The 25,546-nt window shown below is 37.0% G+C and carries 26 protein-coding genes; 15 read left to right on the top strand and 11 right to left on the bottom strand.

Going from position 1 to position 25,546, the window contains the following annotated elements; all coding sequences use genetic code 11:
- Positions 1–65 precede the first annotated feature (65 nt).
- The 3 genes from gdhA to JCM15579_RS09020 all read right to left on the bottom strand — a co-directional run bounded on the left by gdhA (position 66) and on the right by JCM15579_RS09020 (position 3,350).
- The gene (gdhA, locus tag JCM15579_RS09030; protein WP_054719022.1) at positions 66–1,400 is read right to left on the bottom strand and encodes an NADP-specific glutamate dehydrogenase; all 1,335 of its coding nucleotides are present in this window, start codon (positions 1,398–1,400) and stop codon (positions 66–68) included.
- Positions 1,401–1,604: 204 nt separating this feature from the next.
- Positions 1,605–2,711, bottom strand: a complete 1,107-nt coding sequence (gene dprA, locus JCM15579_RS09025) for a DNA-processing protein DprA (protein ID WP_054718879.1) — start codon at positions 2,709–2,711, stop codon at positions 1,605–1,607.
- Positions 2,712–2,759: 48 nt separating this feature from the next.
- A complete protein-coding gene (locus JCM15579_RS09020; RefSeq protein WP_054718876.1) occupies positions 2,760–3,350 on the bottom strand; it encodes a putative outer membrane beta-barrel protein in 591 nt (196 codons plus the stop codon).
- A gap of 840 nt (positions 3,351–4,190) precedes the next feature.
- Between JCM15579_RS09020 and JCM15579_RS09015 the strand changes: the two genes are divergently transcribed.
- Both JCM15579_RS09015 and JCM15579_RS09010 read left to right on the top strand, forming a co-directional pair.
- Positions 4,191–4,721, top strand: a complete 531-nt coding sequence (locus tag JCM15579_RS09015) for an adenine phosphoribosyltransferase (protein ID WP_172677405.1) — start codon at positions 4,191–4,193, stop codon at positions 4,719–4,721.
- 210 nt (positions 4,722–4,931) lie between these two features.
- On the top strand, positions 4,932–6,158 hold the full coding sequence (locus JCM15579_RS09010) for a 3-phosphoshikimate 1-carboxyvinyltransferase (protein ID WP_054718870.1): 1,227 nt from the start codon (positions 4,932–4,934) through the stop codon (positions 6,156–6,158).
- 137 nt (positions 6,159–6,295) lie between these two features.
- Here the strand turns inward: JCM15579_RS09010 and deoD are convergent, their stop codons facing one another.
- Together deoD and JCM15579_RS09000 are read right to left on the bottom strand one after the other, a co-directional pair.
- Positions 6,296–7,012 (bottom strand): purine-nucleoside phosphorylase, encoded by a 717-nt coding sequence (deoD, locus tag JCM15579_RS09005; RefSeq protein ID WP_054718867.1) that lies wholly within the window; start codon positions 7,010–7,012, stop codon positions 6,296–6,298.
- A gap of 251 nt (positions 7,013–7,263) precedes the next feature.
- Positions 7,264–7,725, bottom strand: a complete 462-nt coding sequence (locus JCM15579_RS09000; protein ID WP_054718864.1) for a nucleoside deaminase — start codon at positions 7,723–7,725, stop codon at positions 7,264–7,266.
- A gap of 208 nt (positions 7,726–7,933) precedes the next feature.
- On the opposite strand from JCM15579_RS09000, the gene aspS reads away from it, so the two are divergent.
- Positions 7,934–9,685: an aspartate--tRNA ligase gene (gene aspS / locus JCM15579_RS08995; protein WP_054718861.1), complete on the top strand. Its 1,752-nt coding sequence runs from the start codon at positions 7,934–7,936 to the stop codon at positions 9,683–9,685.
- Between the two features lie 58 nt (positions 9,686–9,743).
- On the opposite strand, the gene JCM15579_RS08990 is transcribed toward aspS, so the two are convergent.
- The 4 genes from JCM15579_RS08990 to JCM15579_RS08975 all read right to left on the bottom strand — a co-directional run bounded on the left by JCM15579_RS08990 (position 9,744) and on the right by JCM15579_RS08975 (position 12,005).
- Positions 9,744–10,025, bottom strand: a complete 282-nt coding sequence (locus JCM15579_RS08990) for a hypothetical protein (protein WP_054718858.1) — start codon at positions 10,023–10,025, stop codon at positions 9,744–9,746.
- 129 nt (positions 10,026–10,154) lie between these two features.
- Positions 10,155–10,349, bottom strand: coding sequence for a hypothetical protein (locus JCM15579_RS08985; protein ID WP_054719019.1), 195 nt, complete (start codon positions 10,347–10,349; stop codon positions 10,155–10,157).
- Between the two features lie 166 nt (positions 10,350–10,515).
- Entirely contained in the window at positions 10,516–10,731 is a 216-nt protein-coding gene (locus tag JCM15579_RS08980; RefSeq protein WP_054718855.1) for a hypothetical protein, read from the bottom strand.
- A 104-nt stretch (positions 10,732–10,835) separates the two neighbouring features.
- The gene (locus tag JCM15579_RS08975) at positions 10,836–12,005 is read right to left on the bottom strand and encodes a 1-acyl-sn-glycerol-3-phosphate acyltransferase (protein ID WP_054718852.1); all 1,170 of its coding nucleotides are present in this window, start codon (positions 12,003–12,005) and stop codon (positions 10,836–10,838) included.
- Between the two features lie 276 nt (positions 12,006–12,281).
- On the opposite strand from JCM15579_RS08975, the gene JCM15579_RS08970 reads away from it, so the two are divergent.
- Together JCM15579_RS08970 and JCM15579_RS08965 are read left to right on the top strand one after the other, a co-directional pair.
- A complete protein-coding gene (locus tag JCM15579_RS08970; protein ID WP_054718849.1) occupies positions 12,282–12,959 on the top strand; it encodes a zinc metallopeptidase in 678 nt (225 codons plus the stop codon).
- A gap of 184 nt (positions 12,960–13,143) precedes the next feature.
- Positions 13,144–13,581 carry a hypothetical protein gene (locus tag JCM15579_RS08965; protein ID WP_054718845.1) on the top strand — a complete coding sequence of 146 codons (438 nt, stop codon included), beginning with the start codon at positions 13,144–13,146 and terminating at the stop codon, positions 13,579–13,581.
- 141 nt (positions 13,582–13,722) lie between these two features.
- On the opposite strand, the gene JCM15579_RS20755 is transcribed toward JCM15579_RS08965, so the two are convergent.
- Together JCM15579_RS20755 and JCM15579_RS20750 are read right to left on the bottom strand one after the other, a co-directional pair.
- On the bottom strand, positions 13,723–14,688 hold the full coding sequence (locus JCM15579_RS20755; protein ID WP_218186118.1) for a M28 family metallopeptidase: 966 nt from the start codon (positions 14,686–14,688) through the stop codon (positions 13,723–13,725).
- Between the two features lie 5 nt (positions 14,689–14,693).
- Positions 14,694–15,302 carry a zinc-binding metallopeptidase family protein gene (locus tag JCM15579_RS20750; RefSeq protein WP_218186117.1) on the bottom strand — a complete coding sequence of 203 codons (609 nt, stop codon included), beginning with the start codon at positions 15,300–15,302 and terminating at the stop codon, positions 14,694–14,696.
- A 497-nt stretch (positions 15,303–15,799) separates the two neighbouring features.
- On the opposite strand from JCM15579_RS20750, the gene JCM15579_RS08955 reads away from it, so the two are divergent.
- The 10 genes from JCM15579_RS08955 to JCM15579_RS08910 all read left to right on the top strand — a co-directional run bounded on the left by JCM15579_RS08955 (position 15,800) and on the right by JCM15579_RS08910 (position 25,538).
- Complete coding sequence (locus JCM15579_RS08955) at positions 15,800–16,450, top strand: CoA transferase subunit A (protein WP_054718843.1); 651 nt, start codon at positions 15,800–15,802, stop codon at positions 16,448–16,450.
- 14 nt (positions 16,451–16,464) lie between these two features.
- The gene (kal, locus tag JCM15579_RS08950; protein WP_054718840.1) at positions 16,465–16,848 is read left to right on the top strand and encodes a 3-aminobutyryl-CoA ammonia lyase; all 384 of its coding nucleotides are present in this window, start codon (positions 16,465–16,467) and stop codon (positions 16,846–16,848) included.
- 9 nt (positions 16,849–16,857) lie between these two features.
- Positions 16,858–17,682, top strand: coding sequence for a 3-keto-5-aminohexanoate cleavage enzyme (gene kce / locus JCM15579_RS08945; protein WP_054718837.1), 825 nt, complete (start codon positions 16,858–16,860; stop codon positions 17,680–17,682).
- Positions 17,683–17,716: 34 nt separating this feature from the next.
- A complete protein-coding gene (kdd, locus tag JCM15579_RS08940; RefSeq protein WP_054718834.1) occupies positions 17,717–18,751 on the top strand; it encodes an L-erythro-3,5-diaminohexanoate dehydrogenase in 1,035 nt (344 codons plus the stop codon).
- The gene (gene kamA / locus JCM15579_RS08935) at positions 18,751–20,013 is read left to right on the top strand and encodes a lysine 2,3-aminomutase (RefSeq protein ID WP_054718831.1); all 1,263 of its coding nucleotides are present in this window, start codon (positions 18,751–18,753) and stop codon (positions 20,011–20,013) included. The genes kdd and kamA overlap by 1 nt, the downstream gene beginning before the upstream one ends.
- Entirely contained in the window at positions 20,000–21,022 is a 1,023-nt protein-coding gene (gene kamB, locus JCM15579_RS08930; protein WP_054718828.1) for a lysine 5,6-aminomutase reactivase subunit KamB, read from the top strand. The genes kamA and kamB overlap by 14 nt, the downstream gene beginning before the upstream one ends.
- Entirely contained in the window at positions 21,009–22,421 is a 1,413-nt protein-coding gene (kamC, locus tag JCM15579_RS08925; RefSeq protein WP_054718827.1) for a lysine 5,6-aminomutase reactivase ATPase KamC, read from the top strand. The genes kamB and kamC overlap by 14 nt, the downstream gene beginning before the upstream one ends.
- Complete coding sequence (gene kamD / locus JCM15579_RS08920; RefSeq protein WP_218186116.1) at positions 22,421–23,989, top strand: lysine 5,6-aminomutase subunit alpha; 1,569 nt, start codon at positions 22,421–22,423, stop codon at positions 23,987–23,989. Before kamC ends, kamD begins: the two co-directional genes overlap by 1 nt.
- A gap of 67 nt (positions 23,990–24,056) precedes the next feature.
- The gene (gene kamE, locus JCM15579_RS08915) at positions 24,057–24,845 is read left to right on the top strand and encodes a lysine 5,6-aminomutase subunit beta (RefSeq protein ID WP_054718824.1); all 789 of its coding nucleotides are present in this window, start codon (positions 24,057–24,059) and stop codon (positions 24,843–24,845) included.
- Positions 24,846–24,878: 33 nt separating this feature from the next.
- Positions 24,879–25,538 carry a 3-oxoacid CoA-transferase subunit B gene (locus tag JCM15579_RS08910; protein ID WP_054718821.1) on the top strand — a complete coding sequence of 220 codons (660 nt, stop codon included), beginning with the start codon at positions 24,879–24,881 and terminating at the stop codon, positions 25,536–25,538.
- The last annotated feature ends 8 nt before the right edge of the window (positions 25,539–25,546 follow it).

Raw genomic sequence — 25,546 nt, 5'->3', positions numbered from 1 at the left:
GAACAGAAATCAGTACAAAAAAAGCCGGCAGAGCCGGCTTTTTTATATATTAGGCGTAATTCATATTAAACGCATCCTTGAGCTAGCATAGCTTCAGCAACTTTTACGAAGCCACCAATGTTAGCACCTTTAACGTAGTTGATGTTTTCACCGTTCTTACCGAACTTCACACAAGTTTCGTGAATGTCCTTCATGATACGACCCAACTTCTCGTCAACTTCTTCAGCAGACCAGTTGAAACGTAATGAGTTTTGAGACATTTCTAAACCTGAAACTGCAACACCACCAGCATTAGCAGCTTTTCCAGGAGCGAAAATTGCATTTTCAACCAAGTAAATCATTGCTTCAGCAGTACAACCCATATTTGAAGTTTCTACTACGTACTTACATCCGTTAGCAACTAATTGCTTAGCATCGTCTTCGTTCAACTCGTTTTGGATAGCACATGGGAAAGCTAAATCAACTTTACACTCCCAAGGCTTCTTACCAGCGAAGAATTCAGCACCGAATTTTTCAGCATAAGGAGAAACGATGTCGTTGTTTGTAGCACGAAGATCCAATAGGTATTCAATCTTCTCAGCATTCAAACCTTCTTTGTCATATACATATCCGTCAGGACCTGAAATAGTAACAACTTTAGCACCTAGCTCAGTTAATTTAAGAGCAGCACCCCAAGTTACATTACCGAAACCTGAAAGAGCAACAGTTTTACCTTCTAAAGTTTCACCATTCTCAGCCAACATGTGTTGTGCGAAGTAAACAGAACCGAAACCAGTAGCTTCTGGACGAATCAAAGATCCACCGAACTCAAGTGGCTTACCAGTTAATACTCCGGTAAACTCGTTACGGATTCTCTTGTACTGTCCGAATAGGTATCCGATCTCACGACCACCAACACCTATATCACCTGCAGGTACGTCAGTGTTAGGACCAATGTGCTTGCAAAGCTCAGTCATGAAACTTTGGCAGAAGCGCATAATTTCGTTGTCTGATCTTCCTTTTGCGTTGAAGTCAGAACCACCTTTACCACCACCCATAGGAAGAGTAGTTAATGAATTCTTGAAAGTTTGCTCGAAACCTAAGAATTTTAATGCACTTAACGTTACAGAAGGGTGGAAACGTAAACCACCTTTGTAAGGTCCAATTGCACTATTGAATTCAACGCGGTATCCACGGTTGATTTCAACTTCACCGTTATCGTTGATCCATGGTACGCGGAACATGATTACGCGCTCAGGCTCACACATTTTTTCAAGAATCTTAGCTGCCTTGTACTTTGGGTTAGAATCATAAGTTTCCCAAACTGTTTCTACTACTTCTTGTACTGCCTGATGGAACTCAGCTTCACCTGGAGTTTTAGCCTTAAGGCTATCCATGAATTCAATTATTTTTGCTTCCATATCCAAACTTGTTATGAAATTAAAATTGTTTGTTGTGTTTTAATTATTAGTTCTTGGTGTCAAATGTAGACAAATTTTCATAATCACAAATTAAAAGCTGATTTTTTTTATAACGTTTTCGGAAATTGTAATATGCAATGAATCAACTAGATAAAAAGGCTTAATTTCTGTTCTACAACATGAAAGCATAAAAATTGACAATTTTCATGAATTTAAGGAGTAGATTTTTCCAGGATGTGACTTCACCATGCCATCAAATTCTAGTTTTAAGAGCAAACTTGACACCTTGCTCATCGGAAATGAACTTTTCAAACAAATTAAATCAATAGGTGTTTTTTCTAAATCTCGAAGTGTCGAGATTATTTTTTCCTCCTCCTTGGTAAGTTCTACAAAGAGTCTGGTTTGAATCTCCTTTGTTTTTTTAGTCTGATCGTCCCAACCTAAGATATACTCCAAGTCTGAGATGTTTTCTATTAAGTGAGCTTGGTTGGTTTTGATTAGGAAATTACATCCTTCGGAATATTTATCGCTGATTCTTCCAGGAAAAGCAAATACATCTCTATTGTATGAGTTAGCAATATCAGCAGTTACCAATGAACCGCCCTTTCGGGCAGATTCTATTACTATGGTTGCGTCCGACATGCCAGCAATTATTCTGTTGCGTCGGACAAAGTTTTTTGGATCAAACTTACTGTTTGAGGTAAATTCACTAACAATTGCTCCACTTTTATGGATGATCTCCTCGGCATAGTTTCTGTGTTGAGCCGGGTACATTTGCTGAAAGCCATGACCAATAGCAGCTATGGTTGGAAGTTGATATTGCATGGCAGCCTTGTGTGCACAAATATCTATGCCGTAAGCCAGTCCGCTAATTATTGTGGTTTTTATTGATTTTTCCGATAGATCCTTAACTAGTTTAGAGCATTGCTCTTTCCCATAATCGCTGGCATTTCTTGTGCCAACTATGCTGATGTTTCTGCTGGCATTCAAATCAGCAGTACCTTTATAATATAGTGTGCAAGGAGAATCGGAACAGTTAAGTAGTCTTTTTGGATAGTTGTCTTCGAGATAAAATGCAATTTGAATTTCATTTTTCTCAATGAATTTAAGCTCCTCTTCAGCCTGAAGAAGAGATGCTTCTCGGTCTAACTTTTGAATAAATGCCTGACCAATTCCTGGAATTTTCAGAAGGTTTTGTTTCTTCTCTGTAAAAAAAGCTTCAATGCTGCCAGTATAGGCAATAGACTTTTTAATATTTACGGGTCCAAAGCCATTTATAAAGCTTAAAGCAATTTTGTAAATTCTATCCATACCTTATTAATAGGATTGTAATAATCTGGATATGAATTTACAAAATATTTATAAAGTAAATGTTGTTCCGATGGTTAAAAATCCGGCATTAGCCCAGCCTAATTCTGTAAATAATCCAAATTGATTTGAAAAATGATAACGTGCGCCAAGTACAACTCCTAAATCAAACAACAAATCGTTTGAAGTATTGTCTGAATATACTGCATCCGAACTTGCATTGGGTCTTGTGTTCTCATATTTCTTATGCTCCAAAGAAAAACCAGCTTTAACTGAAGTGTACAAATCAACATCATAACCAGTGGAGATATTCATGCCTGATAGCCAATCATTCAATTTATAAGTAAGTACACTTCCCAATCGGTAATAATTGTAATTTATTTCGCTGTGGCCAAAATCGTATTCATGTTTCTGTCCTGCATAACCAATATACGCACCTATGCTCAAGTTTTCCTGCCATCCTTTTTCAAGTTGTATTAAAATTGAAGGATAGTTGGTTTCATCAGATCCTGCAAAGTTGTGATCGAATTTGCCATACTTGCCTAAAGGAATTCCTATATTAAGGCGTAAATCGTTGTTTTGCGCAAGAGTATTTAAAGATAGTGTGCATAGCAAAATTGCTACAAGAGTTTTAAATTTCATTCTGAAGTTTATTTGTTATATGGTATGGCTAACGATGAATAAAGTAATATAGTATGCCCTGAATTACTTTTTCAGACTATTTCGAGATAGAGAATCTATTAATTTCTTTCTTTCAGATTTGGAAAGTGCAGACAAACAAACCGATGGGTACTTTGCAATTCCTTTGTCGGTTAATTGATATAGTGTAACAATTGGCTTAAGTCCAAAAGTTTTTGTCTCCAAATCGTACTTGGCAAAGCAATTTTTAGGAATCTCAATGGATTTAAAATTATCATGAAAGGGATGAAGAGGATAGTATCGAAGAATGATTTTATCATCACCTTCCTTATATATGATGAAATTAAAATTTAAATGAAATGAAAAGCAATTGCCGAAATAACAAACGCACTGATTATTCCAATTACCTGATATGGTTTGTTGATATTTAAATACAACAGAAGAATAATTGAAGCTAAAAAAAGGAATATTAATAAATAGTAGGCTAGTTTAATCCAGCTTGCTCGATTTTGATTGTTGATTGTCATGTTTTGTGTGTAAAATTCCACACCAAAGGTAAAAACTAATGGATATATTCGACAATAACTAATCGAAAATATCTTCCTCAATGTTGTTGATAGTCTTTATTTAAATATCTGTAAAAAGATTGTGCGATTTTTGCAATTTATAATGTTTATTTAAACGGACTTTTCTATTTTTACCCGGAATTATCCCACACTTTATCAAGTAAATATTTTGAATAATATAAGTGATGAGGGGGTGAATGTTCCACTTCTTCCGAATTGTTGCGCCTTTTAGCCAACTCGGATTTGTGTTTTTTACACCTGGAAAAATAAAATGATAATGGAAGCAAGACTTCAAGAAGCAAAAAATTCAATCAGAGATGTGATTGACTTCCCAAAGGAAGGAATCGTTTTTAAAGATATTACTACAATGTTGAAAGATGAAAAGCATGTGGCAACATTAGTAGAAACATTATACGAGCAATATAAAGACAAAGGAATTACCAAGGTAGTAGGATTAGAGAGTCGTGGTTTTATTTTGGGAACAGTGTTGGCTTACAAATTAAATGCTGGATTTGTGCCGATTCGTAAACCAGGTAAATTGCCTGCTGCAACGTACTCTGAAAAATATACTTTAGAGTATGGCGAGGATGAAATTCACATCCACCAGGATGCTTTAACTGAAGATGATGTTGTTTTGTTGCATGACGATTTGTTGGCAACAGGAGGTACAGCAGCAGCTTCTATCAACCTACTTGCAAAATGTGGTGTGAACAAGGCTTTTGTAAATTTCCTTGTAGAGCTTGACTTTTTAAAAGGTCGCGACAAATTGAATACGAGTTTCGAAGTAGATTCTTTATTTCATTTTTAAAGAGTTTTACTTTTAATGATATGTCGGCCAACAATCATTCATAATTGTTGGCCTATTTTTGTGTAACCATTTAAATTTCTCTGTGAGCAATTTGCGAAATAGAGAAATATTTAATTGAAATGCCGATATATAATTAGTTATTCATTAGTGCGCAGCAATCAAATGAATTTTACTAATTAATAATCGGTATAACTACAAAATCAATAGATCATGCAATATTCCATTTCTAAACCTAATAAAGTTCTGGAAGGAAGAGTTGTACTTCCATCATCGAAAAGTATTTCGAATCGAGTGCAGATAATTAATGCTTTGAGCAATAGTTTTGAGCCAATTAAAAATCTATCTGATTGTGATGATTCGAGAGTGATGCAAAACATTTTATTCTCGAATACCAATACTTTTGATGTAGGTCATGCAGGGACAACCATGCGTTTTTTGACCGCATATTTGTCAAAAATTGTTGGTGAATGGACTTTGACAGGATCTGATAGAATGAAAGAACGTCCAATAGGTGTTTTGGTGGATGCATTAAATTCGTTGGGAGCTCAAATTTCTTACCTGGAGAAAGAAGGATATCCTCCGCTAAAGATTTTTGGATCGAATATCACCGGTAAGGAAGTAGAATTGAAGGGTGATACCAGTTCGCAATACATATCGGCGCTCTTACTAATTGCACCAAGTTTGGAAAACGGTTTACGCATTAAGTTGAAAGGAGATGTGGTTTCACGATCGTACATCGAAATGACTCTTAATATTATGGAAGAGTTTGGTGTAAAATCGGAATTTAAAGGACAGGAGATATTTGTTGCCAAACAAGCTTACCAAAGAATTCCGTATACGGTTGAAGGCGATTGGTCAGGAGCATCATACTGGTGGTCGTTTATGGCTTTGGCCGCTGAAGGGAAATTGTACCTTGATGGATTGAGAAGAAGAAGTTTCCAGGGAGATTCGGGATTGGTGCCTGTGTTCGAAAAGTTGGGTGTGAAAACACAATACTCGAAACGAGGCATGTTTATAGAAAAGAAGGAGAGTGATTGTAAAAGGTTATTATATGATTTCTTGCAAATGCCCGATTTGGCACAAACTTTTGCCGTGTGTTCCTGCCTAAAAGGAATTCCATTTCACTTTAAAGGATTGGAAACTCTTAAGATCAAAGAAACCGATAGAATTCATGCTTTAATTACCGAGTTGGGCAAATTGGGATATATTCTTCATGAACCTGCAGAAGGTGAATTGGCCTGGGATGGTGAACGAAAAGAGGAGGATGAGAATATTGTTATCGAAACCTATCACGATCATAGAATGGCTATGGCGTTTGCGCCAGTGGCTTTTGTTCGTCCTGATGTTGTAATCAACGATCCTGAAGTGGTGAAAAAATCTTACCCTGAGTTTTGGGAGCAGTTACAGGAATTGGGATTTGCTGTTGAAGAAAAATAGTTCTTTATAAAATATCCGAAGCTTGTCTGGCAATATCCAGTCAAGCTTTTTTAATGAAATTTTAGATGTATGCCAAAAAGAAAGAGGAGCCCCGATAGCCCCTCCATTCTGTACATTAAAATGTATCTGATCTAAAATTATTGCCTAATTGCAGTTTCCAAACCAATTTCAATCATTGTGTTCAAAGTGGTTTGACGCTCATCAGCACTTGTTTCTTCACCAGTAAGAATGTGATCACTTACGGTCATAATTGCCAGTGCTTTTGCGTTATAACGAGCAGCTAAAGTATATAAAGCAGTAGCTTCCATTTCAACAGCCAATACTCCATAATCTGCCCATAGTTTAAACGGTTCAGGGTTGTTGTTAAGGTCGTGATAGAAAACATCTGATGTTAAAGTTGATCCAACTTTTACGTTCACGCCTTTTTCAACAGCAGCCTTGTGTGCATCGCTTAGCAAGCCAAAGTCAGCACATGGAGCATAATCCATACCTCTAAACAAGTTTCTGTTAATTGCAGAATCGGTACATGATGTCATTGATAAAATTACGTCGCGTACGTGAACATCTTTGTTGAATGAACCACAAGTTCCAATTCTAATCAAGTTTTTTACACCATATTGGTTGATCAATTCATGAGTGTAAATAGAGATTGATGGAACTCCCATTCCTGTTCCTTGAACCGAAATTCTTTTTCCTTTGTAAGTTCCTGTAAATCCAAGCATGTTTCTTACTTGGTTGTAGCATACTACATCTTCCAAAAAGTTATCAGCAATATATTTTGCTCTTAATGGATCTCCTGGTAAAAGTATTGTTTCGGCAATTTCGCCCATTTTTGCTTCGTTGTGTGCACTCATGGTATCCTTTTTTAAAAGTTTACTAATAAAGATAATCGTTTTACGTATAATAATAAATCATACCGCAAATAATTGCGCTTTACTCGCTTTCTAAAAAAGAGAATGAATTATAAAATGGGTTGGACGGTAGTATGCTTTTTTGTTTTTAGACAGATGAATTATAGCTAACAAAATCTGCTTAAAAATTTAAAGCCGATCACAAAAGTAATCTTTTTTTGTAAAAAAATAATTTTGATTCGATTTTTTTAAGACTAGCTCCTCTTTTTTGAGAAAAAACTTTTTATAAGCTCTGAGCTTTCCTCTTCTAGTATTCCTGATGTAATTTCGGTTCTCGGATGTAAGGGAGAAGGAGTAAATCTTGTGAAGCCTCTTTTTTCATCTCCAGCAGCATAAACAATTCGGGTGATTTGCGACCATGCCAAAGCACCAGCGCACATATTACAAGGTTCCAAAGTAACATAAAGGGTGCAATCTTTTAAATATTTTCCGCCCAAATAATTGGCAGCCGAAGTAATGGCTTGCATTTCGGCATGTGCAGTTACATCGTTCAATCGCTCAGTTAAATTGTGCGAACGGGCAATTATCCTGTTGTTACTAACGATTACTGCGCCTACAGGGATCTCATCTTCTTCAAAAGCTTTGTAGGCTTCCTGCATGGCTTGTTTCATAAAATATTCATCGGAAAATGGAGTAATTGTATCGTTCGAATTCATAAATAATCTTTTTTATAAATCTGTTAATGAAAGCTGTTCTGTTTCACAAATTGTTAGTATTTTCGCAAAGTTAACAAAACCAGTAACAAAGAATGAATTCCATTTTAGAATCGATGGTATGATTTGGATGTTCTGGTGCGGAATTTTAAAAGCTAAGAGCTAATAGCTAAAGGCTAAAAGCTAGTTTAATTCAATTAATTGGTAAAAGATGTACAGAACTCATACTTGTGGAGAATTAAGAATTGAGAATGTAAACGAAACGGTAACATTAAGTGGTTGGGTGCAAAAAGCGCGCGATTTAGGTGGAATGACTTTTGTCGATCTTCGAGATCGTTACGGCATTACACAGTTTGTTTTCAATATGGAGACAAATGCTGAATTGTGTGGGCAGGCTCGTAAGCTAGGACGTGAGTTCGTTGTTGCCATTACAGGTAAAGTTGCAGAGAGAGAAAGCAAAAACAGTAAAATACTTACAGGTGATATCGAGATTATTGCTGAAAAACTTGAGGTATTGAGCAAATCGGCTTTGCCTCCATTCACAATTGAAGATGATACCGATGGTGGTGATGAGTTAAGAATGAAATACCGTTATCTTGATTTGCGTCGTTCTTGTGTTCGCGAAAATCTTGTGATGCGTCACAAAATGGGTATTGAGGTTCGCAACTATCTTGACCAATTGAATTTTATCGAAACAGAAACTCCTGTATTGATTAAATCTACTCCTGAGGGAGCACGTGACTTTATCGTTCCATCGAGAATGAATCCGGGTGAATTTTATGCTTTGCCACAGTCGCCACAGGTATTTAAACAATTGTTGATGATTTCAGGTTTCGACCGTTACTATCAAATTGTAAAATGTTTCCGTGATGAGGATTTGCGTGCTGACCGTCAGCCTGAGTTTACCCAGATTGATTGCGAGATGGCATTTGTGGAACAAGATGATATTTTAGATACTTTCGAAGGGTTGACCAAGCATTTATTCAAGAAATTGAAAAATGTGGATATCGATTACGATTTCCCACGTATGGATTATGCTGTTGCAATGGAAAAATATGGTAGCGATAAACCAGATATTCGTTTCGAAATGGAGTTTGTCGACCTGAGTGTAATTGCAAAAGGTAACGATTTTAAAGTGTTTGATGAGGCTGAATATATTGGTGCCATTTGTGCAGAAGGCTGTGCAAATTATACTCGTAAGCAATTAGATAAATTAACTGATTTTGTTAAGCGTCCTCAAATTGGTGCTAAAGGGTTGGTTTACGTGAAATATAACGAAGATGGTTCACTTAAATCTTCAGTAGATAAATTCTATAGCGCTGAAGATTTGCAAAAATGGGTTGAAGCTTGTGGTGCAAAACCAGGAGATTTGATGTTGATTTTGGTTGGTGATAAGAAATCAACGTTAACTCAACTTTGTGAGCTTCGTTTGGAAATGGGTACTCAGTTAGGTTTACGTGACAAAAACGTATTCAAACCAATGTGGGTTGTAGATTTCCCTCTTTTGGAGTGGGATGAGGATTCTCAAAGATATCACGCAATGCACCACCCATTTACTTCTCCTAAAGCAGAGGATTTCCACATGTTGGAAACAGAGCCAGGAAAAGTTCGTGCAAATGCTTACGACCTTGTTATTAATGGTGTTGAAATTGGTGGAGGTTCTATCCGTATTCACAATACCGAATTGCAAGCTCAAATGTTCAAACACCTTGGATTTACTGATGAGGAAGCAAAAGCTCAGTTTGGTTTCTTAATGGATGCATTCCAGTATGGTGCACCTCCTCATGGTGGTATTGCTTTTGGTTTCGACCGTTTGGCATCATTGTTTGCAGGAATTGATTCAATTCGTGATGTGATTGCATTCCCTAAAAACAATTCTGGTCGTGATGTAATGATCGATTCTCCATCTACAATTGCTGATGAGCAAATGATAGAGTTAGGATTGGATTATAGAAAAAAATAATTTGAAATTCAGATAAAGAAAAACCCGATCAATCGATCGGGTTTTTTTATGAAGTGATTTATAGTATCGTATCTTCTTCGTTTTCTTCTCCAGAAGAAGTTTCTCTTTTTAACATGTCTTGGTACATTCTTCTCATGAATCGGGTACCGTATTTTACAGCTTCATCTTTGCTTGTAAAGTTCCCTTTGATTAGTTGGTGAACACTTAATTCTTCATTTGGATCATCAGTATAGTAAAAAATACTAACATTTGGTCTATTGCCTTTTTTTTTAATCTCCATTCCAAACCAGGTTTCGAATACCTGATCATCAACTTTAATATGACGCTTAAACTTTATCATCTTTTTAAATTTTATCAGCTGCGAAGTTAAGCTAATTTTTCGAATAGGAAATAGGTCACTGATAGGAATTTACAAACACAAAAAAGAGAGGTGTGTTGCACCTCTCCTAGTTATTCGTTATTATAAATATTATAAAGACAATTGTGGGTGGAGAACTTCAGATGCGATTTCATCGAACCTTCCTGAAAAGTTTTCCGAACACCAGTTTTTAAGAGCGACAATTTCAGATGGTTGTAACCATTTGAGTGCCTTAATCAGTTCTTTTCGAAATAAACCTAAGTCAAAGCTGACATTAGACAGTACAATTTTTGTTTGTTCAAGCATTACTTTTTCTTTTTGTTTTGAGCCTGCATTCGAATATACCAAAATCTTTATTGAAATATAAAAAGTATTAACAAGCCTTAACATTATTTAGGATTTAGCTAATTCAATTTTTTAAATTTCTTAATGCCTATAAATTGCAAATTTCAGACACAAAAAAAAGGAGCTGTTAAAGCTCCTGATCCTGTTTGTTTTCCAATTGTTTCATCTTTTTTTCTACGCTGTTCAATAATACCATCGTAAGAGTAAGGACGAACATTACCACTAACTCGATATAAACGCCTGTTCTGTCCGGTGTTTCGGCATTGGCATTTAAAAGATTAAAAATTGCGGCTACCATTATTAAAAAGGTAGACATGATCAGAAGAAACTTTATCAATTTCATATTCGTCTAGTTGATTTTTCGTTGACCGAAATTATTAAAATTCTCTTTCAATAAAAAGAAAAAACAATAAAAAAGGCTTTTGTTACAAAAGCCTTTTGAGTTATTTAATCTTCAACAAATTCTGGTTTTGTTAATTCTAGCCTGTTTTTTACAGGGTTTGCATAGATTTCAAAAAATATTTGGTGTAGTCTTTCAATATCTTCAGCACGATCTTCTATTGTGGCAATTTTCTTTTCCATGTGTTTAAGGAACAATTCCTTTTCCTCAATGGTGTATTTGTCAAGAAACTCTTTGCTGTCGTGAACAATGTCATAAGCAATATAATTATCAGGCCACAACTTGTAATTTTTGTGAATTCTATAATCTATTAAATCAGCAAGAGCCTTGAATTTATCTTTGCTTTCGTCCATATTTTCAATGGTATCCAGCATATGTGATATTGGTTTGCCAATGTGGAAGTGAACATGACCTTTTTCGTTAATCATTCCGCGAATCATGCTTCTTAGGTCATCTTTCGCAGTTTTTTTATACCCTGACTCTGTTTCTTTTAAATGAACCTCAAGAGTTTTCATAGCATCGCAAGGCTCGTATTCATAAGAAATGGCAACAGGAACAATTCTTAGATTTTTGAAGTGAGAACCAAATTCTTTTCCGCCACTCATTTGTAGCATTTTTAAAAGACTTTGTTGGGTTCTGTCGTCGCCATCTTTTGTTCGTCCTTCGCGTTGGGCAATCCAAATTGAGGATTTCTTTGTGTTCAAGGCAAAGTTGATGTAATTGGAAAGTTGTTTTGAGCTTTCCAACATTTGGCGAACAGTTACATTTCTGTTTACGACAAAACTTTTGTTCAGCTTTACTAAATCAGCAATCCAAGGCTGAATTAATAAGTTACTTCCAATTGCAATTTCCGTTGTTTCAAAACCATGGTGATGCAGCATTACATTAAGTAGTGCTGAATCAAGGATAATATCACGATGATCAGAAATGAATAGATAGCTTTCTTTAGGATCTAAGTTTTCCAATCCGTTAATAGTGATTCCTTTGGTAGTGTTGTCGATAATGTGTTGCGCCAATCGGATAATAAAATTACCCTGAAACTCCTTGATGCTTTTAACTTCGCTCAAGGCTTTTTCTATCATTTCTTTAGTGAAACCAGGAAAAAGTTGTTGTGCAAACTTAATAAACGCTTCCTCTTGAAGAAGACGATTAATCACTTCAGCTACCTCTGAATCGTTATATGGTCTTATGTCATCAAAATCTGATTCGGTGATCATTCTTTGGTTGAATTAGTTTTTTTAAGGAATGGCAAAAATAAGCATTATATGTGTAAATCTAAGGAATTGTAGCGATTTTTTGGATATTTGACTTTTAAATCTGTCTGAATTTCAAAGATTTGGATTTTAGGATTACTGGTTTATGGGTGTGATTTTGATTGTGATACAAACAGCAACGCTCAAACTTGGGTCTGACAAATCGACACTAATATGAAATGATTATATATTGGCAAAGAATTTGATTTAAGTGAATTGAAATAATTAAAATGAGAGAATATGAGTATTTGGATAATTTTTATAGGATTTACTTTGTTGAGTTGGTTGGTGAGTCACCAGCTGAAGTCGAGATTTCAAAAATACTCTCAAATTCCTACTTCAAATGGAATGAGTGGGAAAGAGGTAGTAGAGCAAATGTTGAAAGATCATGGAATTACAGGTGTGAGAATTGGATCGGTGAGTGGACAACTGTCAGATCATTACAATCCTGCAGAGAAAACAATTAATCTAAGTCAGGAAGTGTATCATGGGCGAAATGTTGCAGCAGCAGCAGTTGCTGCGCATGAAACTGGTCATGCCATTCAGCATGCACAGGCTTATTCGTGGTTGCAAATGAGATCGGCTTTGGTGCCAGTAGTTAGCTTTAGTTCAAAATGGGTGCAGTGGATTTTATTGGCAGGAATTATCATGATCAATTCTTTTCCCCAGTTGTTACTGGCAGGGATTGTAATGTTTGCTGCAACCACATTGTTTAGTTTCATTACCTTACCGGTTGAGATCGATGCAAGTAATCGGGCTTTAAAGTGGTTAAAGACAACGGGAATTACGACCTATGAATCGCAAAAAAGTGCTGATGATGCGCTAAGATGGGCGGCATACACCTACATTGTGGCTGCACTATCATCTTTGGCAACGCTAATGTATTATGTGATGCTTTATATGGGTAGGAGAGAGTAGTAGTTTGTACAAGATAAAAGAGAAGGCTTCATTTTTAATGAAGTCTTTTTTGTTTGTGGTTTTTGTACTGATAAGATGAGTTGACAAGGAAATGGATGATGAATCATGAATGTTTTTTTAAATTCAGAGGAACTAGTTCGTATTCTTTTCTTATTTTTATTCATTCAAAATAATAAGATAAGACATGAGTAAATTTATAAAATACGGTTTTGTAGTCACTTTTATCTGGGTAGGTTTTCTTCTTGCCATTAGCTTTATGGAAGCCTGGGTGAAATTTCGTGCGGAATCACTGGATACTCCTACAGCTTTAGAGGTGGGGATGCATGTGTTTGGGGCATTGAATTTTGTAGAACGGATTTTTACCGCAATCTTGCTGGTATACGTTTTTGTACATTATACCGATAAAGTGGTTGTGGTGACAGGGATCACTATATTTACATTTATTGTGGCGCAGTCGGGTTATCTTCTGCCTGAACTTAATGAGCATGCTCAACTGATCATGCAAGGCATGCAGCCCGAAAAAAGTTCGGTTCACTTAATGTATGTGGTGATGGAGGTGATCAAGTTGGTTGCACTCTTTATTCTTGGATTCAGACAGGTACGAATTTATAGGAATTTGTAAGGAAAAAAGAGATGCTGATTGTCATCTCTTTGAAAGTTGCAAATATTTTTAATTCAAAATATGAACCCCGGTATGGAGTCAATAGACTGCCATACCCGGGGTTGTTTTGTATTTACTCACTAAATGTATAGGGGAGTTTTCTTACTTTTCTGTTATCTCCTTATTATCCTCATCCGCTATATAATATCCCTGACGAGATAGAAGATGATTCAAGTTGGCGATTCCATATACCACAACAGCTGTCACGATAGATGAGTGTTCCTGATACTCAGCAATACTCATATTGTACAGATCTCTTTCGGTGTGCCAGATTTCTCTGTAGTTGAAATCGTATCCAAAGTGATCTGTTTTTCCGAATTCCATGGTTGGAACGCCTGCTACTGCAAATGGACCACTGTCGGTTCCCCATGGAGTTTTAGGACGCTTGGTTGACTGGCGTTTTTCCAATGTAAATGGAATGTCAGGATTGATTGTTGATAGTGGTTTGCAGATTTTTTCCATGTCGTCCCACATGGCTTCTGTAACACTTAGGCTGGTGGTTGCTGTTGGGCCGCTATCGCGATTGAACATGTTGGCAATTTTATCCAGTTTGTCCTGATTTGTTTCGATCCAATGTTTCGAACCTAGCAATCCGAATTCTTCACCTGCCCAAAGGCAAACTAAAATGGTTCTCTTCGGTTTTCCCCCGGCTTTCATAATCAGGCGGGCAGCTTCCATGGCAGGACTAACTCCTGAACCATTATCAACACCCCCTGTTGCGATATCAAAAGCATCCAAATGTCCACCCATAATGACATATTCATTTGGGTATTTACTGCCTTTAATTACACCAATTACGCTATGGTATTTCACAGGTCCCATTCTAAAATGGTTGCGAATGTCAAACTCCAGTTCAAATCGCTGGCGTTCTTTTGTCATTTGTTCAATGATTTTGTATTGATGTTCGTTCAGCTTGATGTCCGGAATTTCAGGTAGCGTCTCGAAAGTCATGTTCATTAGGTTCTTTCGGTCGTACATGGCCGTAATAGGAAGTTTTGCCGACTGAATGATACCAAGGATTCCGGCATCTACCATTTGCTTGTAGAATAATCCCGGCTCCTCTTTCAAAGGAATCAATTCAACTTGTTCGCCATGTCTGTTTCTCCAATTAATTTGTCTGATGCTATCGTTTTTCTTTTCGATTTTTGCATTTTTGGCGCGAATTTCAGCCTGTGTTCTTCAGCTTTTTCCGAATAATCGATTGGCCATCCTTTATTGTCACCTCCAATAAGTACCCAGGCTCCTTTTAATTTGCCTTTCATTCGGTCAAACTGTCGTTGGGTTTTCGGCTCCAGAACCACATGTCCTTTTTGTACTCCTTTTGTTCCGGAAGTATAGGAAGGTGTTGCAAAGTGAAGGTGCATGTTGCTGCCTCCAAGCATTCTTCCAAACCATGGACCACGGTTAAATCCTACTGGAAGACTGCCAACTTCATCCATGATGACTTCCATGCCCCATTCTTTGAATTTGCTTGCTGCCCATTCGGCTGAATTGTCATAGGCGTTTGAGCCAATCAGTCTGCCTCCGAAGCGGTTGCTAAGAATATCAAGATGATCCATGCACTGGTTATCAGTTTTACCTATCTCGATAATTTTCTTGATCACAGGATCTTTTTGCCCAAATGTATTTTGAACTGTTAGAATGAAAAAGGCAATAAAGATGAGTTTTAGGTTTTGTTTCATAAAAGTGTGTTTAGGTTGTTTAATATTAAGGTTGAATTGTGAGCATTAAAAGTAGTGAAATCTGGTGAGTTAATATGATTTTCAAATATGTTGAATGGCAACTTGATGTGATTTTGAAATAGAGTAGAATTTTTTGTCTTTTTAAGCTTTCTGTTCTAAAACATATGCTTAGAATTATTCTTTATTACATGTTTTGCAGCAGTTATTTTTTTGTATACGATTTAAATGTTGTGTTAATTTTAAATAAAGAGTTAAAAATATAACATCAAAATTAGATTTTTTAACGAAAAATCGTTCGATTTTGATCTTGTTTAGAATGGTTATAAGTAAAATTCGGTTTGAAGTTTTTCGTTTAGAATCAGTCTTAATACCTAGATTTGCAATCGTTTCCAAGAATTAATTAATCCTTTATATTTGTACATGAATTAATCAGTGTGATTTCTAATTTTCCTTGAAAATATGGGAATGAGAAGAAATCTTTCAAAAAAATTATTTCAATGAACAAGATAATCTCAATTAATGAAGCAGTGTCGAAAGTAAAAGACGAAATGACCCTTATGATTGGTGGTTTTATGTCTGTAGGAACTGCAAATAATATGGTTGATCAGCTAGTAAAGGCTGGTGTTAAAAATTTAACTATCATATGTAATGATACTGCTTTTGCAGATAAAGGTCTTGGTAAATTGATTGCTAATAAGCAAGTGAAGAAGGTAATCACTTCTCATATTGGTACCAATCCTGCAACTATCGAGCAGATGAACAATGGTGAAATTGAGGTTGAGTTTTGCCCTCAAGGAACTCTTGCTGAACGTGTGCGTTCAGGTGGAGCTGGTTTGGGAGGTGTGCTTACACCAACAGGTTTAGGTACCATTATAGCTGAAGGAAAAGAAGTTATAATAGTAGATGGCAAGGAGTATTTGCTAGAAAAACCTTTGCGTGCCGATATTGCATTAATTGGAGCAAGCATTAGTGATAATCAAGGAAACTTGATTTACAAAGGAACCACTCAAAACTTTAACCCATTGATGGCTACCGCTGCAGACTTGGTAATTGCTGAGGCAGAAAAGATGGTTGAAGTTGGAGAGATTAGCCCTGAACAGGTAAGAACTCCTTCAATCTTTGTGGATTATATCGTTAACAACAACTAAACTAATATAGACAAATGGAAAAGGCAATGATCAGAATGCGTATGAGTTCTCATGACGCACATTATGGTGGAAATCTTGTTGATGGAGCAAAAATGCTTCAGTTATTTGGTGATGTAGCAACAGAATTATTAATCCGTCGTGATGGTGACGAGGGATTATTCGCAGGTTATGAAAATGTTGAGTTTTTAGCTCCTGTTTATGCTGGTGATTATATCGAAGCAGTTGGTGAAATCATTAAAGAAGGAAATTCAAGTCGTAAAATGACTTTCGAAGCTCGCAAGGTAATCGTTCCTAGAACTGATATCTCTGAATCGGCAGCAGATTTTCTTGAAGAGCCAGTAGTAGTTTGTCGTGCTACAGGAACATGTGTTACTCCTAAAAATTGTCAACGTAAATAAAATATTGCCATGGAAAAATTGATCATCACGGCTGCTATTTGCGGCGCCGAAGTAACTAAAGAGCATAATCCAAATGTACCATACACAGTAGAAGAATGTGTTCGCGAAGCAGGTTTAGCTTACGAAGCTGGTGCAAGTATTATTCACCTTCATGTTCGTGAAGATGATGGTACTCCTACTCAAAGCAAAGATCGTTTTAAGGTGGTTATGGATGCGATTCATGCAAAATATCCAGATGTAATTATCCAGCCATCAACTGGAGGAGCTGTTGGAATGAGCAACGATGAAAGATTGCAGCCAACCGAGTTAAATCCAGAAATGGCAACTCTAGATTGTGGTACATTGAATTTTGGTGGAGATGAGATTTTCGAAAACACCGAGAATACAATTAAATACTTTGGTGAAAAGATGATCGAAAGAGGCATTAAGCCTGAGTTGGAAGTGTTTGACAAATCAATGATCGATATGGCACTGCGTCTACACAAGAAGGGATTTATTCAGTCGCCAATGCACTTCGATTTTGTAATGGGTGTTAATGGAGGTATTTCCGGTACACTTCGTGATTTTGTTTTCTTGCGTGAAAGTATCCCTGCTGATGCTACATATACTGTTGCAGGAATTGGGCGTTTTGAATTTCCATTGGCAGTTGCTGCTATCGTTGATGGTGGTCATGTTCGTGTAGGATTCGAAGACAATACAATGATTGCTAAAGGACAAGTTGCAGAATCAAATGGTCAATTGGTTGAGAAAGTGGTTCGTTTGGCTAAGGAATTAGGCCGTGAAATTGCTACTCCAGCTGAGGCAAGAGAAATTTTAGGATTGAAACAAAAATAGAGGACAGTCTTTGTACTTGATACTAATATAGAAAATGAACAAAGGAAATAAATACGGAACTCACAGAGTACTTGAACCAAAAGGTACTCTTCCACAGCCAGCTCAAAAGTTGGATAATACAATGTCGATTTACGACAATGAATTGTTGATTGATGTTCAAACATTGAATATCGATTCTGCAAGTTTTACTCAGATCAAAGGTGCTTGCGATGCTGATACCGCTAAAATGGAAGAAATGATTCTTTCTATTGTTGGCGAGAGAGGTAAAATGCAAAACCCTGTTACAGGTTCTGGTGGAATGTTGATTGGTACCATCAAAGAGGTTGGCCCTAATTTCCCAAATCAGGATTTAAAGGTTGGTGATAAGATTGCAACTTTGGTTTCTCTATCATTAACTCCTTTAAAAATTAATAAAATCAAGAATATTAATGTTTCTAACGACCAGGTTGATGTTGATGCAGAAGCAATTTTATTCGAAAGTGGTTTGTATGCAGTTCTTCCAACTGATATTCCTGAAAAATTGGCTTTGGCAGCTTTAGATGTTGCCGGTGCTCCTGCTCAGGTTGATCGTTTGGTAAAAGATGGCGACACAGTTTGTATCATCGGTGGTGGTGGTAAATCAGGTGTGCTTTGCTGCTACCAAGCTATGGAAAAAGTTGGTACAAACGGAAAAGTAATTGTTGTTGAATATTCTGAAGAGAATGCACAGCGTATTAAAGATCTTGGATTGGCTCACGAAGTAATTGTTGGTGATGCAACCGATGTAATGGATGTTTACACAAGAGTTACTGAAATTGCTGGTGAAGAAGGATGTGATGTTGTGATTAACAACGTGAATGTTGCATCAACTGAGATGTCATCCATCTTGATCACTAAAGACAGAGGGTGCGTTTACTTCTTCTCAATGGCTACATCATTCACCAAGGCTGCTTTAGGAGCTGAAGGTGTTGGTAAAGATGTTGACATGATTGTAGGTAATGGTTATGCAATTGGGCATGCCGACCTAACTTTAGATATTATTAGAAAATCAGAAGGAATTAGAGAGTTGTTCGAAAAATTATACGTGTAATGGCTAACAACAATAGAAGAAAAGAATTATTTCCAGAGGTAACTGATATTCAGTGGAACGATTGGAAATGGCAGGTGAGAAACCGTATTGAAACTTTAGAGCAACTAAAGAAATACATTCACCTTACAGAGGAAGAAGAAGAAGGAGTTAAAAAATCATTGGCAACTTTGCGTATGGCAATTACTCCATACTATTTGACTTTGATTGATCCTGAAAATCCAAATTGCCCTGTTCGTAAGCAAGCAATTCCTACTGCAGCAGAGGTTCACAAGGCGGATGCTGATCTATTGGATCCATTGCATGAGGATGAGGATTCACCAGTACCAGGATTGACTCACCGTTATCCGGATCGTGTATTGTTCCTGATCACTGATATGTGTTCAATGTACTGTCGTCACTGTACGCGTCGTCGTTTTGCAGGTCAGTCTGACGCTTCTACACCTCAGGATAATATCGAAAAAGCGATTGAGTACATTGCAAATACTCCACAAGTTCGTGACGTTGTTCTTTCTGGTGGTGATGCATTGTTGATTAGCGATGATAAATTAGAGTATATCATTAGCCGTTTAAGAGATATTCCTCACGTTGAGATTATCCGTATTGGTAGCCGTACTCCAGTTGTATTGCCACAGCGTATTACCGACAATCTTGTGAATATGTTGAAGAAGTATCACCCAATTTGGTTGAATACTCACTTTAACCACTCTGATGAAATTACTCCTGAAGCAGAAGAAGCAGTTGCACGTTTGGCAAATGCCGGTGTTCCATTGGGTAACCAATCAGTATTGTTGAAGGGTGTAAATGATTGTGTTCACGTGATGAAGAAGTTGATGCACAATTTGGTGAAGAACAGAATTCGTCCATACTATATTTATCAGTGTGACCTTTCTATGGGATTAGAGCACTTTAGAACTCCAGTCTCAAAAGGTATTGAGATTATTGAGAACCTTCGTGGTCATACTTCTGGTTTTGCTGTGCCAACTTTCGTTGTTGATGCTCCAGGTGGAGGAGGTAAAACTCCAGTAATGCCTCAGTATGTAGTTTCACAAAGTCCAGGTAAAGTGGTATTGAGAAACTTCGAAGGGGTAATCACAACTTACACTGAGCCTACTCATTACGAAGACAAATGTACTTGTCCTGAATGTGCAATGGATGATAAACGCGAAGGTGTTGCTTCATTGTTACATGGTGAGAAACTGTCAATCGAACCAGATCATTTGGCAAGAAAAGAAAGAAATAAAAAGGTTGATGCCCTTTCTTAAGGATATAGAAAAATATAAAAGTCTTTCTATTGTTGGACTTGAAAAGAATACCGGGAAAACCGAGTGTTTGAATTACGTGCTGTCTCGATTAAGAGACAGCCGTAAACAAATTGCACTTACTTCTATCGGTATTGATGGTGAAAACCGTGATCAAGTCACACAAACACATAAACCTGAAATTGAGCTTAACGAAGGAATGATGTTCGTTACTTCGGAAATGCACTATGCAAAACGTAGGTTGTTTTCTGAAGTTATTGATGTTTCAAGACAAACCACTAGTTTGGGAAGATTGGTAACAGCAAAAACAATTCATTCAGGAAAAGTAATGTTATCAGGGCCTGCTAACAATGCAGAAATTGTCAGATTAATTGCTGATTTAAAAGCAAAAGGTGTTGACCTTACTATTGTAGATGGTGCGCTGTCTCGCAAAAGTTTAGGTTCACCTGCGGTTACTGAAGCTATGATTTTGGCAACAGGTGCAGCTTTGTCAGCAAATATTCCTCAATTGGTTTTCAAAACACAATATGTGTATGATTTAATTCAGTTGACTGAGATCGATTCTGAATTGAAGCCAAAATTTAGAGGAATAGAAAATGGAATTTGGGCATTGGATGAATCAGGAGAAGTAAAGGATACTGGTATTTCATCTGTTTTAATGATTAAAAAAGAAAAGGACAAACTGTTTCAGTTTGGAACCGACTTTTTTGTGAGTGGAGCAGTAACCGATCAGTTTCTTGATTTTTTGAAGAATCAAAAGCAGGTAAATAAAATTAGATTAATTATCAGAGACTTTACAAGAGTCTTTGCAAATCCTGAAACCTACTATGCCTTTGTGAAAAAAGGAGGTGAAATTCAGGTGCTTGATAAAACAAACCTTGTGGCCATAACCATTAATCCGGTATCGCCAGATGGTTACAGATTAAATTCAGATGAACTTAAACTTGCTTTGGAGACAAAATTGCAAGTGCCGGTTTTCGATGTAAAAAGAATTGAGAATGCAGTTTCGTAAAGCAATATCAGAGATAAAAGGATTACAATACCTGGCTGAAGAGTTGGATTTGCAATCGCCAATGGGAAAGAGATGCCTGTTGGATTCTGAAATGTTGTACAATGAAACTGAATTGAATATCGAGTATGATTTGATTGATAAAGTAATTCAGTCAATTGAATCTGATCCAAAGCTAATTGCTGATATTCAAAGCAAACTTTCTCACTTAAGAGATATTAAAGGAACAGTTGGAAACCTTGATGCAAACTTGATTCTGGATGATATTGAATTGTTCGAAATCAAATCTTTTGCATTTCATTGTCATGGTATACTCAATCTGCAAAAAGATTTAAAGCAAGAGGTGATTAGTCTACCAAACTTGTCTGGTTTGGTTGATATTCTTGATCCTCAAAAATCTGGGATTCCATCTTTTTATATCTACGATGATTATTCGGAAGAGCTTGCTGAGGCTAGAAAGAACTTAAGAATTGCCAAATCAGAAAATGGTGATTCGGAAGCAAAGCTCGAGGAGCTTTTTGATAAGGCTCAGGAAATAGAATCAAGAGTAAGAGAGGAACTTTGTGACAAAATAAGAGTGTTTGCTGGTGATTTGAGAACTGCCTTGAATCAGTTAGCACATTTTGATTTGTTAATCGCAAAAGCAAAACAGGTTATTCAGCTGAGTTTTAATCGACCAGAATTAGTCAAAGAAAGTACAATATACAATGGAATGTTTCATCCTATGATTAAGGATGAACTTCAAAAGCAAAAGAAGCAATATCAGGAAATTGATATTGAACTTCAAAAATCGGTTTGTTTGATTACAGGTGCGAATATGGCAGGCAAAACAGTGGTGTTAAAAACATTGGCTCTTTGTCAGTATCTGTGTCAGTTTGGTTTTTTTGTGCCAGCCTCTAAAGCTAAAGTTAGTTTGGTGAATCGTATCATGCTTTCAGTAGGAGATGATCAATCTGAATTAAATGGTTTGTCATCTTTTGCATCAGAAATGATGAATGTAAACCAAATGGTTGAGGTTGCTCAATCGCATGAAAATGTATTGGTTTTGGTTGATGAATTGGCAAGAACAACAAACCCGGTAGAAGGATTGGCAATTGTAAATGCGGTTGCGGATATCTTTTATCAGAACAATACACGAAGTGTGATTACAACACACTACAGTGGGTTGAATTCTTATTTCAGAAAGTTACGTGTTAAAGGTCTGGATAAGGATTTTGGGGATCAGAGAATCACCAAAAACAATATAAACAGTTATATGGATTATTCTTTGGTAGAGGACAATACAGGGGAAGTGCCTCATGAAGCTTTGAGAATTGCATCTTTATTGGGTATCAATAAAGAGATCGTTGAAAAAGCTCAAAACCAATTGAATATGAATGCTAGTAAGGAAGAAATTTTATAATGGATAAATTGAATATGCAAAGGAGTAAACTAGGTCTTGACTTTGAAAAAGTAGGACACGCCAAAGAGGTGTCGAAGCGAATTGCTGATGATGTTCAGAAGTTCGTAGACAACTACTCAACTGTTGCAGTTGAGCGTACTTTGTGTCGCCTATTGGGAATCGATGGGGTTGATAGCAACGAAGTACCACTTCCAAATGTGGTGGTAGATGCTATTAAAGACAAGGGGGTTTTGAGTGAAGGAGTAATGTTCTTTATTGGAAATGCCATTCTTGAAACCGGATTGAACCCACAGCAAATTGCTGAGAAAATTGCTGCAGGAGAATTGGAAATTACAACTTTTCCTATTCGTCCAATGGAAGAAATTCAGAATGCAATTCAACCATTTGTTGATGAAAACATCAATAAAATTAGAGAACGCAAAGCAAAAAGAGATAACTATCTTGATACAATTGGTGAAGGTCCTAAGCCTTACTTGTATGTAATTGTAGCAACTGGTAATATTTACGAAGATGTAGTTCAGGCTGAGGCGGCTGCTCGTCAAGGTGCTGATATCATTGCAGTAATTCGTACAACAGGTCAGTCGTTGCTTGACTATGTTCCTTATGGTGCAACTACCGAAGGTTTTGGAGGTACAGTTGCAACTCAGGAGAACTTCCGTATCATGCGTACTGCTTTGGATAAAGTTGGCGAGGAAGAAGGTCGTTACATCCGTTTGTGTAACTACTGCTCTGGTTTGTGTATGCCTGAGATTGCAGCAATGGGTGCATTGGAAGGTTTGGATGTAATGTTGAACGATGCATTATACGGTATTCTTTTCCGTGATATTAACATGCAGCGTACCATTGTTGACCAGTACTTTTCAAGATTATTGAACGGTTTTGCAGGTGTAATCATCAATACAGGTGAGGATAATTACTTAACTACAGCTGACGCTTTCGATGAGGCTCATACCGTGTTGGCTTCTGATTTTATCAACGAACAATTGGCATTGGTAGCTGGTTTACCTGAAGAACAAATGGGATTAGGACACGCATTCGAGATGACTCCTGACCTGGAAAATGGTTTCCTATATGAGCTTGCTCAAGCACAGATGATCAGAGAAATCTTCCCGAAAGCACCTCTTAAATACATGCCTCCTACAAAATTTATGACTGGTAATATTTTCAAAGGAAATGTTCAGGATGCATTATTCAATCAGATTTCAATTTGGACAGGACAAGGAATTCAGTTGCTTGGTATGTTAACCGAAGCAATTCACACTCCTTTCATGTCTGACAGATATCTTTCAATCGAAAATGCCAAGTACATCTTCAACAATATGAGGAGCATTGGTGACGAAATGGAATTTAAAGAAGGTGGTATCATCCGTCAGAGAGCTGCTAAGGTTCTTGATGATGCAACTGAATTGGTTGAAAAGATCGAGAAAGAAGGATTATTTACCGCATTGGAAAAAGGAATTTTTGCTGATATCAAGCGTCCGAAAGATGGTGGTAAAGGTTTAGATGGAGTTGTTGAAAAAGGTAGCAACTACTTCAATCCATTTATTGAGATTTTGCATAAGAAATAAATTAACTAGTAAGTACAAAGTGTCAAATGTCAAATTTGATACTACTTAAAATATAGGAGACAAAGAAATGAGTGGAGGTCTTTATTCAACTGATTCCAACGATTTTGATAAAACCTTAGATCTTACCAAAATAAAGCCTTACGGCGATACCATGAACGATGGTAAGACTCAGGTAAGTTTTACGCTTCCTGTAAAAAAAGGAGAAGAAGCCATTGAAGCTGCAAAGCAGATGATGAGGAAAATGGGCTTCGAGAATCCTCAGGTGGTAATGGTTCAAGAGTTAATGGAAGGGTTTACCTTCTTTAACTGTTACGGAAACTGTACACATACAGTAGATTTCACAGGGATTCATGTTCCAAAAGTAGAATCGACTACTATGGACATGCATGAAACTGATGAATTTATCAAGGAAAATATTGGACGTCCGATTCGCGTGGTTGGTGCAAGTACTGGTACTGATGCACACACAGTAGGAATCGACGCAATTATGAATATGAAAGGTTTTGCAGGCCATTATGGCTTGGAAAGATATGAAATGATGGAAGCCTTAAATATGGGTAGCCAGGTGCCAAACGAAGAGTTCATCGCGAAAGCAATTGAGATGGAAGCTGATGTTCTTTTGGTATCGCAAACCGTTACTCAAAAGGATGTTCATATCAAAAACCTAACTGAATTGGTGGAACTTTTAGAAGCAGAAGGATTGCGTGAAAAAGTAATCTTGATCTGTGGAGGTCCACGTATCTCACACGAACTTGCAAAAGAACTTGGTTACGATGCAGGTTTTGGAATGAACAAGTATGCTGATGATGTGGCATCTTATGCTGCTCAGGAATTAAGCAGAAGATTGAATGGATAGTATATCGTCAAACTGACCAATAACTAATAAAACATGGATAAAAAAGAAATCAGAGAGGTAATTGCTAAAAGAGCTGCTCTCGAATTAAACGACGGTGATGTGGTAAATCTGGGAATTGGTTTGCCTACAATAATCCCTAACTATGTTTCGGCAGATGTTAACGTGACTTTACAATCGGAAAACGGAATGCTTGGTATGGGTGCTGCTCCTGCTGAGGGAGAAGAAGATCCTGATTTTGTAAATGCTGGTGGTGGATACATTACTTGCAAAGAAGGAGCTAGTAGCTTCGATAGCTCTGTTTCTTTTGGAATCATTAGAGGTGGTCATGTTGATGTAACAATTTTGGGAGCTCTTCAGGTTGACGAACAAGGTAATCTTGCAAACTGGATCATTCCTGGAAGATTAACACCTGGAATGGGTGGTGCTATGGACCTAATTGTAGGTGCTAAGCGTGTGATTCTAGCTATGGAGCACACTGCTAAGGGGAAGCATAAAATCTTGAAGGAATGTAATCTTCCATTAACAGCTGCCGGTCAGGTTAATATGATTATTACTGAAATGGGAGTAATGGAAGTTGTACCTGAAGGTATCGTACTTAAGGAGTACAATCCTTTATTTACATTGGAGCAAATTCAGGAAGCTACTGATGCAAAATTGATTATTGCTGAAGATTTAATTGAAATGCGTAAGTAAGGACACGA

Source organism: Marinifilum fragile JCM 15579, assembly GCF_001310955.1.
GTDB classification, from domain to species: Bacteria; Bacteroidota; Bacteroidia; order Bacteroidales; family Marinifilaceae; genus Marinifilum; species Marinifilum fragile.
This window is presented reverse-complemented; position numbering and strand designations above follow the sequence as displayed.

Excerpts from the sequence above, each read along its gene's own strand:
- gdhA (WP_054719022.1), bottom strand. The coding sequence starts at position 1,400 with ATGGAAGCAAAAATAATTGAATTCATGGATAGCCTTAAGGCTAAAACT.
- dprA (WP_054718879.1), bottom strand. The coding sequence starts at position 2,711 with ATGGATAGAATTTACAAAATTGCTTTAAGCTTTATAAATGGCTTTGGA.
- JCM15579_RS09020 (WP_054718876.1), bottom strand. The coding sequence starts at position 3,350 with ATGAAATTTAAAACTCTTGTAGCAATTTTGCTATGCACACTATCTTTA.
- JCM15579_RS09015 (WP_172677405.1), top strand. The coding sequence starts at position 4,191 with ATGGAAGCAAGACTTCAAGAAGCAAAAAATTCAATCAGAGATGTGATT.
- JCM15579_RS09010 (WP_054718870.1), top strand. The coding sequence starts at position 4,932 with ATGCAATATTCCATTTCTAAACCTAATAAAGTTCTGGAAGGAAGAGTT.
- deoD (WP_054718867.1), bottom strand. The coding sequence starts at position 7,012 with ATGAGTGCACACAACGAAGCAAAAATGGGCGAAATTGCCGAAACAATA.
- JCM15579_RS09000 (WP_054718864.1), bottom strand. The coding sequence starts at position 7,725 with ATGAATTCGAACGATACAATTACTCCATTTTCCGATGAATATTTTATG.
- aspS (WP_054718861.1), top strand. The coding sequence starts at position 7,934 with ATGTACAGAACTCATACTTGTGGAGAATTAAGAATTGAGAATGTAAAC.
- JCM15579_RS08990 (WP_054718858.1), bottom strand. The coding sequence starts at position 10,025 with ATGATAAAGTTTAAGCGTCATATTAAAGTTGATGATCAGGTATTCGAA.
- JCM15579_RS08985 (WP_054719019.1), bottom strand. The coding sequence starts at position 10,349 with ATGCTTGAACAAACAAAAATTGTACTGTCTAATGTCAGCTTTGACTTA.
- JCM15579_RS08980 (WP_054718855.1), bottom strand. The coding sequence starts at position 10,731 with ATGAAATTGATAAAGTTTCTTCTGATCATGTCTACCTTTTTAATAATG.
- JCM15579_RS08975 (WP_054718852.1), bottom strand. The coding sequence starts at position 12,005 with ATGATCACCGAATCAGATTTTGATGACATAAGACCATATAACGATTCA.
- JCM15579_RS08970 (WP_054718849.1), top strand. The coding sequence starts at position 12,282 with ATGAGTATTTGGATAATTTTTATAGGATTTACTTTGTTGAGTTGGTTG.
- JCM15579_RS08965 (WP_054718845.1), top strand. The coding sequence starts at position 13,144 with ATGAGTAAATTTATAAAATACGGTTTTGTAGTCACTTTTATCTGGGTA.
- JCM15579_RS20750 (WP_218186117.1), bottom strand. The coding sequence starts at position 15,302 with ATGAAACAAAACCTAAAACTCATCTTTATTGCCTTTTTCATTCTAACA.
- JCM15579_RS08955 (WP_054718843.1), top strand. The coding sequence starts at position 15,800 with ATGAACAAGATAATCTCAATTAATGAAGCAGTGTCGAAAGTAAAAGAC.
- kal (WP_054718840.1), top strand. The coding sequence starts at position 16,465 with ATGGAAAAGGCAATGATCAGAATGCGTATGAGTTCTCATGACGCACAT.
- kce (WP_054718837.1), top strand. The coding sequence starts at position 16,858 with ATGGAAAAATTGATCATCACGGCTGCTATTTGCGGCGCCGAAGTAACT.
- kdd (WP_054718834.1), top strand. The coding sequence starts at position 17,717 with ATGAACAAAGGAAATAAATACGGAACTCACAGAGTACTTGAACCAAAA.
- kamA (WP_054718831.1), top strand. The coding sequence starts at position 18,751 with ATGGCTAACAACAATAGAAGAAAAGAATTATTTCCAGAGGTAACTGAT.
- kamB (WP_054718828.1), top strand. The coding sequence starts at position 20,000 with ATGCCCTTTCTTAAGGATATAGAAAAATATAAAAGTCTTTCTATTGTT.
- kamC (WP_054718827.1), top strand. The coding sequence starts at position 21,009 with ATGCAGTTTCGTAAAGCAATATCAGAGATAAAAGGATTACAATACCTG.
- kamD (WP_218186116.1), top strand. The coding sequence starts at position 22,421 with ATGGATAAATTGAATATGCAAAGGAGTAAACTAGGTCTTGACTTTGAA.
- kamE (WP_054718824.1), top strand. The coding sequence starts at position 24,057 with ATGAGTGGAGGTCTTTATTCAACTGATTCCAACGATTTTGATAAAACC.
- JCM15579_RS08910 (WP_054718821.1), top strand. The coding sequence starts at position 24,879 with ATGGATAAAAAAGAAATCAGAGAGGTAATTGCTAAAAGAGCTGCTCTC.